9 protein-coding genes are annotated in these 11926 nt (G+C 64.4%); 4 read left to right on the top strand and 5 right to left on the bottom strand.

Translation table 11 applies throughout. The features are described 5' to 3' along the window. A complete protein-coding gene (locus tag D2E22_RS03620) occupies positions 1 to 981 on the bottom strand; it encodes a CpaE-like family protein (protein WP_241218161.1) in 981 nt (326 codons plus the stop codon). A 933-nt stretch (positions 982 to 1914) separates the two neighbouring features. Here D2E22_RS03620 and D2E22_RS03615 point away from each other — a divergent pair. The 3 genes from D2E22_RS03615 to D2E22_RS03605 all read left to right on the top strand — a co-directional run bounded on the left by D2E22_RS03615 (position 1915) and on the right by D2E22_RS03605 (position 6079). Continuing rightward, positions 1915 to 4152 (top strand): RNA degradosome polyphosphate kinase, encoded by a 2238-nt coding sequence (locus tag D2E22_RS03615; RefSeq protein ID WP_126031753.1) that lies wholly within the window; start codon positions 1915 to 1917, stop codon positions 4150 to 4152. Between the two features lie 135 nt (positions 4153 to 4287). After that, positions 4288 to 5334 (top strand): NUDIX hydrolase, encoded by a 1047-nt coding sequence (locus D2E22_RS03610; RefSeq protein WP_126031752.1) that lies wholly within the window; start codon positions 4288 to 4290, stop codon positions 5332 to 5334. Next, the gene (locus D2E22_RS03605) at positions 5324 to 6079 is read left to right on the top strand and encodes a hypothetical protein (protein WP_126031751.1); all 756 of its coding nucleotides are present in this window, start codon (positions 5324 to 5326) and stop codon (positions 6077 to 6079) included. Before D2E22_RS03610 ends, D2E22_RS03605 begins: the two co-directional genes overlap by 11 nt. A gap of 147 nt (positions 6080 to 6226) precedes the next feature. Here the strand turns inward: D2E22_RS03605 and D2E22_RS03600 are convergent, their stop codons facing one another. From D2E22_RS03600 to D2E22_RS03590, 3 genes are read right to left on the bottom strand one after another with little or no spacing between them, the layout of a single operon-like run. Beyond that, entirely contained in the window at positions 6227 to 7102 is an 876-nt protein-coding gene (locus tag D2E22_RS03600; RefSeq protein WP_241218160.1) for a carbohydrate ABC transporter permease, read from the bottom strand. Between the two features lie 30 nt (positions 7103 to 7132). Further along, positions 7133 to 8098 carry a carbohydrate ABC transporter permease gene (locus D2E22_RS03595; protein WP_126031750.1) on the bottom strand — a complete coding sequence of 322 codons (966 nt, stop codon included), beginning with the start codon at positions 8096 to 8098 and terminating at the stop codon, positions 7133 to 7135. 25 nt (positions 8099 to 8123) lie between these two features. Continuing rightward, positions 8124 to 9425 carry an ABC transporter substrate-binding protein gene (locus D2E22_RS03590; RefSeq protein ID WP_126031749.1) on the bottom strand — a complete coding sequence of 434 codons (1302 nt, stop codon included), beginning with the start codon at positions 9423 to 9425 and terminating at the stop codon, positions 8124 to 8126. A gap of 80 nt (positions 9426 to 9505) precedes the next feature. Here D2E22_RS03590 and D2E22_RS03585 point away from each other — a divergent pair, with 80 nt between their 5' ends. Beyond that, the gene (locus D2E22_RS03585; protein WP_164518400.1) at positions 9506 to 10405 is read left to right on the top strand and encodes an AraC family transcriptional regulator; all 900 of its coding nucleotides are present in this window, start codon (positions 9506 to 9508) and stop codon (positions 10403 to 10405) included. A 58-nt stretch (positions 10406 to 10463) separates the two neighbouring features. On the opposite strand, the gene D2E22_RS03580 is transcribed toward D2E22_RS03585, so the two are convergent. Beyond that, on the bottom strand, positions 10464 to 11924 hold the full coding sequence (locus D2E22_RS03580) for an MFS transporter (protein WP_126031747.1): 1461 nt from the start codon (positions 11922 to 11924) through the stop codon (positions 10464 to 10466). Positions 11925 to 11926 lie beyond the last annotated feature (2 nt).

Raw genomic sequence — 11926 nt, 5'->3', positions numbered from 1 at the left:
TCACCGCGGCGTCCCGCTGAGGTCGCAGACGCGCTCCACCTGCTGGGCGAGCCTGTCGATCACGAGCGCGTTGCGCTTCGGCACCGCACGCACGCCGAGTCCTTCGAGGATGTCCCCGCACAGCTTGGCGTCGTTGCGGATCGGACCGATGACGTCCTTGCCGAGGTAGGATTTCGCCTCCTTCACGTCGAGGACGCCGCGCAGCCGGGCCGGGCCATGCGGTTCCACACCGACGACGGCGACTACCTCGCCCGGCCGCTGCGCGACCGGCCGCGACGGCTGCCCGGGCCCCGGCGGCATCGTACGCCGGTCGACGCTCTCCCGGCCCTGCCGTTCGAGCCAGTCGAGATGGGCGCGGCCGCGCGCGAGCCCCAGCACCGACAGCTCCACAACGACGACGTGCGACGCCTCGATGAGCGCCGGGGACTCGGCGATCGTCCCGCCTTGTCCGGCATCCACGACGACGACCTCGTCGCAGGCGGCGAGCGCGTGGACGGCGGCGTCGAGTTCCCACGGCTTCGGCGCGTCGCCGTTCCACGGGTTGTAGGCGAGCACCTTCACGTCGCCCCATTTCGGCAGCTGGCGGTACAACGCGGAACCGCTCAGCTGTCCGAGCGGCGCATGCACGTCGTGCCAGCGCGAGCCATGCTCATGCTCGATGCCGAGCAGCACGTCGAGTCCGCCTGCGCACATGCGCACGTCGGCGTCGACGAGCGCCGCCGGCGCATGATGGTCGACGAGCGAGCGCGCCAGCAGCGCGGCGATCGTCGACGTGCCAGCGCCGCCGCTCGCCGACGACACCGTGATGACGTTGCCTCCGGACAGTTCGATCGCCTCATGATGCGCGTCGGTGCGGCGCATCGTCCCCTGCGGCCGCGGCCGGTACGGCCGCGCGCCGGTGCCTCCCCGCGGCGGCGTGTAGTACCGCTGCGGCTCGTTCGTGCTGCGGGATGCGCTGAACGCGGCCATCGGCCGGCCCATCGCCTCTCTTCCATCTGCATACGCAGGCATCATCGCCAATGTGTTCATGGCTCGATTGAACGACGCGCGCTCCGCGAGGCGCAATGCCGCCGGGGGTATGTGTACGGACGGACCGGTTATCCACATTCCCCCGAGCGTGAACGCAGGAATCACCCCACCGTGAACATCGGCCCGGCAGTAAGGCCGAAGGGGGTCGCGCACGCCGCGCATACTATCCCCCCGAACACGCTGAAACCGCCCACTTTTCGTCCGCGCCGACGCCGTCCCGGCGTGTCCCGATGCATACCCGCGGCGAGCGTCATCGGCCGGGTCGTCCTGCCGCTCCCATCGCCACACAGATCGGCGACCGGATCGCCGGACCCGACCCCGCGCCCCGCCATCGGCGGTCGGGCCCCTCAGGCATGCGGCCGCATCCGCGCTCCGCGCGGACACGGCGACACGCATGGAACATGAAAAAGGGACCCACCGAAGTGGGTCCCTCACAAGTCCAACTGCGCAGAATCTCTGCACAACCTCATCGTTGTAACGGTAAGTCTTTCCAATATCCGCCCAACGTAATAATCTTACTGATCATATACTTTTGTGGGTCTGCTATTCAGTTGTTCTTGTACTTGATAATTATGCTCGATTCATCCGACTTCGCAAGTCGGGACGGCCTCCATCCGACCAATGTTCACATTTTTGCCATTTTGTGCGCTGCACCGCCGAACGCAACACGAAAACGAGCCATATTGTCCATTCCAGACGCCCATATGTTCATTCGAACATCACTCCCGGCGTGTCGGGATTACGTCCGCGGCACATCGCGCCGGCATGCGCCGCACCCCGGTCATCCGCCGCGACGCCACGGTCAGGTAAAGTTTGTGCAACGAAAAACGGAATTTTTCGCCGTTCCCAGTGATTTCTCGGCCATCACCCCCTAGAGTAGTGAGCATGGCACAGATTTTTGACGCACCTTCGAAGGCGATTCTGCGCAGCCAGATCGCCGAACACATCGCAGAGACGGACAAGACCGACAAACGCGAGACGCTCAGCGGCGAGCAGCCGTTGCCGCCGGACCGCTTCTTCGACCGCGAGCTCAGCTGGCTCAAGTTCAACAAGCGCGTGCTCGAACTCGCCCAGGACGAGGACATCCCGATCATCGAGCGCGCCAACTTCGCGGCGATCTTCGCGAACAACCTCGACGAGTTCTTCATGGTCCGCGTCGCCGGCCTCAAGCGCCGCATCGACACCGGCATCGCCGTGACGAGCCCGTCGGGGCTGAGCCCGCGCCAGCAGATGCGCGCGATTTCCGAACAGGCGCACAAGCTGCAGGACGAGCATGCCCACTACGTCGTGGACCACATCCTGCCGGACCTCGCGAAGGAGAACATCAAGCTGCTGAGCTGGGACAAGCTCACGATCAGCGAGCAGGAGCGCCTGTCGCGCTACTTCCGCCAGCAGATCTTCCCGGTGCTCACGCCACTCGCCGTCGACCCCGCGCACCCGTTCCCGTACATCTCCGGCAACTCGCTCAACCTGGCGATCATCGTCGAGAACCCGGCATCCGGCAAGTCGCACTTCGCGCGCGTCAAGATCCCGGACAACATCAACCGGCTCGTCCCGGTCGACGACATGACCGAGGACGACTCCGACGAGGTGCGCTACGGTTTCATCACGATGGAGAACCTGATCATCGCGCATCTGGAGACGCTGTTCCCGGGCATGATCATCAAGGAGGCGCGTTCGTTCCGCGTGACGCGCAACGAGGACATCGAGGTCGAGGAGGACGACGCCGAGAACCTGCTCAACGCGATCGAGAAGGAGCTGCTGCGCCGCCGCTTCGGGCCGCCGATCCGTCTCGAGATCTCCGACGAGACCTCGCCGTTCCTCTCCCAGCTGCTCGCCGACCAGATGGGCGTCACGCCAGAGGAGGTCTACCGCCTGCCCGCGCCGCTCGACGCGACGGTGCTCTTCGAGCTCGGCGGCATCGACCGTCCGGACCTCAAGTTCCGTCCGTTCGTGCCGACGACGAACCGGCAGATCGCGCAGGTCGAATCGAGCCGCGCGCAGGACATCTTCGCCGCGATCCGCGAAGGCGACATCCTGCTGCACCATCCCTATGATTCGTTCTCGACGTCGGTGCAGGCGTTCCTCGCGCAGGCGGCCGCCGACCCGAAGGTCCTGGCGATCAAGCAGACGCTGTACCGCACGTCGAGCAACTCGCCGATCATCGACGCGCTCATCGACGCCGCGCACGCCGGCAAGCAGGTGCTCGCGCTCGTCGAGCTCAAGGCGCGCTTCGACGAGGACGCGAACATCGCGTGGGCGCGCAAGCTCGAACGCGCCGGCGTACACGTCGTCTACGGCATCGTCGGGCTCAAGACGCACTGCAAGCTCTCGCTCGTCGTGCGTCAGGAGGCGGACGGCCTCAAGCGCTACTGCCATGTGGGCACCGGCAACTACAACCCGAAGACGGCGCGCCTGTACACCGACCTCGGCCTGCTCACCTGCGATCCCGTCGTCGGCCAGGACATGGCGCGCCTGTTCAACCAGCTGAGCGGCTACGCGCCGAAGTCGAGCTTCCACCGTCTGCTCGTCGCGCCGCGCACCGTGCGTTCCGGCCTCATCCAGCGCATCCGCCGCGAGGAGGACGCCGCGCGAGCCGGCAAGGAGGCGTGGATCAAGATCAAGGTGAACTCGATCGTCGACGAGAAGACGATCGACGCCCTCTACCGCGCGAGCCAGGCGGGCGTGAAGATCGACATCGTCGAGCGCGGCATCTGCTCGCTCAAGCCGGGCGTGCCCGGACTGAGCGAGAACATCCGCGTGCGTTCGATCCTCGGCCGTTTCCTCGAGCACAGCCGCATCTACGCGTTCGCGAACTCCGACGGCCCGCAGATCGGCGAAGGTCCGATCTCCGGGCCGGAGGTGTGGATCGGCTCCGCCGACCTGATGCACCGCAACCTCGACCGCCGCGTCGAGGCGCTCGTGCGCATCACGGTGCCCGAGCAGATCGACGAGCTCATCAAGTACATCGATCTGCAGATGGCCGATTCCACGTCGAGCTGGCATATGCAGCCGGACGGCACCTACGTGCGCCACGCGAAGGACGCCGACGGCCGTCCGCTCGTCGACAGCCAGGAATACCTGATCCGCAAGCATCAGCGTCGCCCGAACGCGCACAACTGATACGCGGTCACGCCATCCATGGCCGCGGGCGGGGCCGGCGCACGTCGTGCACGTGCGCCGGCCCCGCCGTATGCGCCCGCACGGCCGCCCATCACGCACACCGTGAAAACGGACACCCCTCCTACAATGGGTCCCATGAGTAGCAAATGCAAGCATGTGGTCGAGGCGGCCGGCGGCATCCTCTACCGTCGCCGCGGCGACGCCCCGGACGGACCGATTGAGGTCTGCCTCGTGCACCGTCCGAAATACGACGACTGGAGCTGGCCGAAGGGCAAGCTCGAGAACAACGAATCGCACCGGCATGCGGCGGTGCGCGAGATCGGCGAAGAGACCGGGCAGTCCGTGACACTCGGACCGTATCTGGGCGAAGTCGAGTATCCGCTCTCCGCGGAGGGTCTCAAGTCGCGCAACAAGCGCAACGGCTCGGACAGCGGACAGCGCAAGCATGTGCTGTACTGGATGGCCGCCGTCATCGACCGTCCGCTCGCGCATCAGATGGCGCCCGCCTTCGGCCCCGTGCACCGCGCGGACGTCGGCGAGATCAACGACGTCGTCTGGCTGACCGTCCCCGAGGCGCGCAAGACGCTGACGCACTCCACCGACAAGGACATGCTCGCGTTGTTCGCCGACCGGCTCGAGGAGCACGCCGACGCCGCGCGCGCCGTGCTGCTCGTGCGCCATGCGAAGGCCGAGGCGCGCAAACAGTGGAAGGGCACCGACGCGGCCCGGCCGATCACGCCGCTCGGTGCGGCCGCCGCGTACGCGCTCGACCGCGAGCTCGCCTGCTACGCGCCGGCACGGCTCACGTCGTCGCCGTGGATGCGCTGCCAGCAGACGATGCAGATGCTGTCGTGGCAGACGGGCATGCCGGTCGAGTTCATCCCCGAACTCACCGAGGACGCGTTCGCGCGCGACGCGGACGGCGCATGGAAGGCGTTCCTCGCGCAGCTCGAGCGGACGGTGCACGGCGGCCAGGCGACGGCGATCTGCATGCATCGGCCGGTCATCGGCGGCATGTTCGAGCATCTGCGGCCGATGTGCGCCAACAAATCGCTGACGAAGAAACTCATCGCGAAGACCCCGTACATGCCCACCGGCAGCGCGCTCGCCCTCTTCCTCGTACCGACCGACGACGGCCTGCGCATCATCGACATCCAGAAAGTGGCCCCGATTGTCTACTAACGCGCAACGCAGCGGCTCCGGTTCAATCATCGCGAGCCGCTCCGCCTTCACGCACACCGGCTCCCCTCGCCCCCCACGTCCCGGGCAGCTCGATCAGGCGCTTGCCGAGAACATCGCCGGCGGCGCCGACCCCGAACAGCTGAGCGCCGTCAGCCACGCGACGGCGTGGGCGCTGCTCAGCCATGTGCACAAGACCGACGATCCGCAGGTCGTCGACCGTGTGCTCACGCTCGTCGACCATGAAGGCGTTGACGTCATCGCCGAACTGTGGAGCCACGCGGAGCCTGATTCGCTGCCCGGTGTGCTGTGGCGGCTGTATCTGCTGCGCACATGGATGCGCAGGCATCGTGATTCGATCGCGCGGCTGTGGCGTCTCGGCGAGCCGATCGTCACGTCGGCGTCGGCGATCGCCGGTGTGGACGCCGCGCCGACCGAGGAGGACATCGCGCGCACCGCCGACTCGATCCTCGCCGGCGCGTTCCGCGGCGACTTCGCCGTCGCGCTCGACCGCGCCGCGACCTTCGTCGAAGTCGTCGTCGCCGGCCTGCGCGTGCAGGCGAAGCGGCTCAACGCGCACGCGAGGGCGATGGCCGATGTGGGCTCCCCCGCCGTCGGCACGACAGAGGACATCCGCGCCGCGCACACGAAGGCCGCGCAACTGCTGCACACGGCCGCGAACCTGCACACGACAGCCGCCGACCTGCGCACCGGAGCCCATCTGTGGCGCCGCGGCCGTCTCGAGTAGCCCGTCCTGCGCCCCCCTTGCGGGTGGGCTCGTCGAGGTGGTCGACGATCCGACCCGCGAACCGGTCCATCTGCGTCCCGATCCGTCGACTTCATCGGCGAACCCACCCGCAAAGGTCACCGGCCGTCCCCGACTGATGACATGAGGTCAGCCCTTGAGCCCGCTCGAGCTGGTCCCCTGCACAAGTTGTTTCTGGAATACGGCGAAGATGAGGATCGACGGTATGAGCGAGACGCAGCACATCGCGATCATCGCGCCGTAATCGGATGTCGTCCCAGGATCGGTGAACAGCTTGAGCGCAAGCGACGCCGGATACCACTCCGTGTCGGAGACGTACATCAGCGCCGAAAGGAAGTCGTCCCAACGCCACATGAACGAGAAGATCGTGGCGGTCACGATGGCCGGTTTGAGCAAGGGCATGATCACCCGGAAGAAAATACCGTAGTACGAGCAACCGTCGAGTTTGGCCGCCTCATCGAGCGAACGGGGGATGTCGTTCATGAAACTCATGAACAGATAGACGAAGAACCCCTGGATCGCGAACCAGTACGGCACGATGAGCGGAAGATACGAGTTCGTCCATCCGAGCTTCTGATACCACAGATACTGCGGCACCAGAAGCACCTGGGCGGGGAGCATCATCGTGCCGAGCACCAGCACGAACAACAGCTTGCGCAGACGGAACCGCAGCCGGCTCAGCGCATAGGCCACAATCGCGCTAGACAGCACGGTGCCGACCGTCGCCACGACGGAGATGAACAACGAGTTCAGCAGGAACCGCCAGAAAGGCACACCCGAGAACCCCCTGAACCCGTTGGCATAGTTCGCCAGCGTCCACTGCCGCGGCACAAGCTCTCCCGCGGTGGAGAACACCGTGTTCGTAGGTTTGAACGAGCTGAACACCATCCAGATGATCGGGTACAGCATCAGGAATGAAGCCGCGAGCATCAGCGCATAATACGCCAGTCGCGCCACTCTGCCGCTCGGCCTGCGTATGGGCTCGAGCAATTCACGCTGCATCATGGAACGTCGCCTTGCCATCGTGGCCTCCACTCATTCGTTGCCTTCATACACCCAGAACCGCTTGGTCGCGAACAGCAGCCCGGTCATCGCGCCGATCACAAGCAGCATGACCCATGCCATGGCCGAGGCGTATCCGGCCTGGTAGTACGTGAAGGCCGTGTTGTACATGTAGACCATCGTGAACAAGGTGCTGTTGAGCGGTTTGCCCTGCGTGACGATGTAGCACTGGGTGAACGCGAGGAACCCGCTGATGACCTGCATGACCAGATTGAAGAAGATCGTGGGCGTAAGCATCGGCAGTGTGATCGAAACGAACTGGCGCCATGGGCCCGCCCCGTCCACGCTCGACGCCTCATAGAGCTGCGTGGGGATCTGTTTAAGCGCCGCCAGGAACACGAGCATCGCCGATCCGAACTGCCAGACCGAAAGCGCGATGAGCGTCCATATCGCCGTCGACGGCGAGCCCAACCACGAGAAATGTGTTTCGATTCCGAACATGCCCAATACGGCGTTGATGACGCCGTCCTGCGCGAACATGCGGCGCCACAGCACCGCCACGGCCACGGAACCCCCAAGGATCGAAGGCATGTAGAACGCCACGCGGAAAAAGCCCGTCAGCGGCGTCGGACGGTTGAGCAGCATGGCGACCACGAGCGCGAACGCCAGCCGCAGCGGCACCGAGACGCACGCGAACATGACGGTCACACCAAGCGACTGCCAGAACAACGGGTCGGCCGTGAACATCACCACGTAATTGCGCAGGCCCACCCACACCGGCGGCGCGACGATGCTGTAGTCGGTGAACGAATAGTACAGCGAGAGCGCCATGGGGATGAGCAGGAACACAACGAATCCGATGATGAACGGCAATGCGCATACCACGCCCGCCGTCGATTCGCGTTCCAGCAGATCCCTGCACCGCCGCCCGAGCGTGGACCGGCCGCTCTCCGACCCGATGGCCGCTTCCCCAAGCCCTTGTGGTTCCACTCGTCTCATCGCCTCCGCCTTTCTGCGCCCGTGCTCACTGCCGCATCGCATCGCGTGCCTGTTCCACGAACATGCGCGCCGCCTGCCGCGCGTCGATGCGCCGGTACAACAACTGCTCCTGGATGCCTGGCATGACCGCCGCGTTCACTTTGACCGCCTTTGCGGGCGACGGCGGGTTGATGGTCGAACTTGCAGGCTCGACCATCTCGCGCACATACACGATCGACTCCCGGTCGTCGGCGGAGAGCCGGTCCCAGACCGCATCCACCATGGTGCCGTTGATGGGCATCCCACGGTCCATACCCATGATCTCGTTGGCCTGTCGGTCGTTGACGTAGAAGTCGATCCACTGGGCCGCCAGCTCCGGATGCTCGCAATCGCGCGTAATGGCGAAGAACTGGGCCGGGTGGATGTAGTTCGAGGCCTCCACATCGTCGGATGGCCATGGCGCGAGCGCCAGATCGTCCCCATTCGCCATGAGCGACTGCATGCCGCTCAACGAATTGGACCATCCGAACGCGCACCACGAGCGGTGTGCGTTGTCGGTGTAGGAGACAAGCGGATCCTGGTTCATGACGCTCAGGTTGATTTCGGAGAACACGGTGGGCTCAAGGTGCCAGCCCTCCTCGATGCCGTTTTGGAACATCGCGAAATACGGTTCCACCGCCGCCGGATCGTCCACGTTGATCCCGTCTTCGGAGTACAGCCGCTCGTGCCGGGCGCGCAACAGGTATTCGAGTACGTTCGTGTCACGGTAGTAGCCCGCATTCGTCCTCGTGCCGGTGCGCGCATACACCTGCCTGCTGATACGCATGAAATCGTCGAGCGTCCAATCGGGGTCGATCGTGATGCCGAGCGAATCCAACAGGGTCTTGTCGTAGATGACCGCCGGCGCGTTCACGCCGGAGCTCATGGCGTAGATGCCGCCGTTCGCCGCGCCCGTGGCGAGCACCGCGTCGCTGACCTGGCTCACGTCGAGCGTGCCATCATCGATATACGGCGTCAGGTCGACGATGAGTCCATTGTCGATGTACTGGTTCATGTACGGCAGGTCCATCGCCACGATGTCGGGCATCTGCCGCCCGGCGGCGCCGGTCGCCAGTTTCTGCCAATAGTCCCCGTACTGCGAAAACTGGCCGTCGATCCGCATCCCCGGATGCCGTTGGATGAACAATTCGTTCACCTGCTGTTGTTTCTCGTTGCGGCCTTGCGAACCCCACCATGCGATCGTGAGTTGCTTCGACGCCGCTTCCGAAGGCGCCGCACCGCAGCCGGCCACCCCGCATACGAGCGCGCAGGCCGCGATCACCGCCAGTATGCGCTGCATCAGCTTCATCGCCGTCTCCCTGTCCGTTCCTGTCTTCCATGGTAAATGCCCGGCATGGGCGCCGCCATGCGCGTGTTACGCTGTGTATCATGCCAGAGCGTCACAGCGGGCTCACCGATCCCAGACCTCCCGTGTTCGTCAGTACGATGGCCTCGGACCGTTTCGAGGTGTTCCATTCCTTTGTGCATGTGGAGGATGGGCTGCGGCTCCACACCCATGACCATTACGAGATCAACTGCATCCTCGAGGGAACCGGGGAGTTCCAGATCGACGGCGAACCGGTCCGCAGCGAACCGGGCTCCGTGTTCATGATCAATCCCGGGGTGGTGCACAACGTCATCCGCCAGACAAGCGAACGCTACGAACGTGTGTATCTCCATGTTAACGCCGCGTTCCTGCGGTCGCTGTCCACCACCCTCACCGATCTCGAATCCTGCTTCCATACGCCGTCCGGTACGCCCATCAACCGTGTGCTCACCATGAATCCGTCCCAGCTGCGCGAACTCATGCAGCCCCTGTTGAGGCCTCCATCGACGTGTTTCGGTGATGATCTGCGCTACAACGAGCACTTTGTGGCGGCGATGATCCGCCTCAACGAACTCGTGCTTGCCGACCAAGGCGCGGCGATCACGCTGCCGGAGCCCGAATCCTGTTATGCGCCGGCCGTGGCCGCGGCGTTGCGGTACATCGACGAGCATCTTGCGGAGGAGCTGAGTCTGGACGTCATCGCAGACAGCTGCGCCACGAACAAATACCACCTTTCGCGCACGTTCAAGAAGGAGCTCGGCCTCACCATCGGTCGGTTCGTACAACGGCGGCGTCTGCAGCGCAGCAAACGGCTGCTTGCCCAGATCGGGTCGCCGAAGCGCATCTACCGTCAGTGCGGGTTCAAGTCATACACCCATTTCCTGCGTTGTTTCCAGCAGGAGTTCGGCATGACGACGAGCGCATACATCGAATGGAGCCATCAACCGCACGATCGGTCCTGATACCGGCATGGCCGATGCGCCGTCTGGGACGCACCGGCCGTGTCTGGGGGCGGCGCCGTCAGGACACCGTGACCTTGTTGACCTCCTTGAGCGTTTCGCTGATCTCATCGGTCTTCTTCTTGCCCAACGGATAGAGGAAGATGAGGATCAGGGCGCCGATCGCAAGCAGGATGCCCGGCAGCAGCGTGGCCGACATATACAGGCCATCGAGCACCCGCTGGGACTGTATCGTGTTGCCGGACGTGGTGGCTTTGTACCCGACCGCGGCGAGCAGCGTGCCGGTGACGATGCCCATGAGCGACTGCGCGACCTTGCGGCCGAACATGTTCACGGAGAAGACGGTGCCGTCCTCACGCTGGCCGCTGATGTACTGGTGGTAATCCACGACGTCGCCCATGAACGCCCACACCATCACATTGAACGCGGAGAAGCACAGTGTGGCGAGGAACGTGAGCAGCAGGTAGACCCAGGGGTTGCTCAGGTGCAGGAAGTAGATGACCAGATAGATCGCCGCCGCGCACAGCAGCATCGTGGAGACGGACTCCTTTTTGCCGAAGCGCTTCGTGGCCTTGCGCGCGACCGGGGCGAGCAGCAATGTGGTCGCGTAGTTGAACAGCAGCGCGACGGACAGGGCCTGCGTGTTGTTGAACACCGAGGTGTACATGTACGAGGTCATGAAGCTGATGATGCTCGTCGCGCAGACGATGACGACCTCGGCCAGCAGGAACGTGAGCAGCGCGCGGTTGTGGAACAGCGAATGGAGCAGCTCCTTGACCGGCACATCGTCCTGCTTGTCCACGATGACGCGCTCGGTCGTCAGACGGTACATGAGTTCCATGAGGACCATCGCGATGACGCAGCAGACGATCGTGCAAATGAAGAGCGTATTGCCCTGCAGCACCTTGTTGCCTTGGGCATCGGTCGTATACACGATGAGCGGCAGCACGAAACCGACGCCACCGGCGCCGAATGCGGAACCGATGTTACGGAACACGGACAACGTGGTGCGGTCGTCCGGGTCCGCGCTCAACGTCGCGGCCATCGAACCATACGGCATGTTGTAGGCGGAGAGCATCGCCGCGTAGCAGAACGCCGCCACGAACAGATAAGCCACGCGGCCGCCCATCGGGATGCCGGCGACGAACGGGCACATGCACATGAGGATCGTGATCGCCAGAGGCCACTTCATCACATGGACCCAGGGGTGGAAGCGGCCCTTCCTGCCAAGCTTGGACTTGTCGACGAGCCGTCCGGCGGTCACGTCGGTGAAGGCGCCGACGATCGTGGTGAAGGTGAGGATGACGCCGACGAGCGCCGGTTCGATGCCGAGCACGTTCGTATAGAAGATGGACTGGAACGAGGCGAGCACGCCCATCATCATGGTGGTGCCGAAGTCGCCGAGCGCATACCCGATCTTGTCCTTGATGCCGAAGGGCATCACCTTTCCGCCGTTGAGCTTTTCGGCCAGACTCTCCGCGTTTTCCTCCGCGAAGTCGTATTCGGCCAATGATGCAGACATGA

This window comes from Bifidobacterium castoris, assembly GCF_003952025.1.
GTDB lineage: Bacteria > Actinomycetota > Actinomycetes > Actinomycetales > Bifidobacteriaceae > Bifidobacterium > Bifidobacterium castoris.
This window is presented reverse-complemented; position numbering and strand designations above follow the sequence as displayed.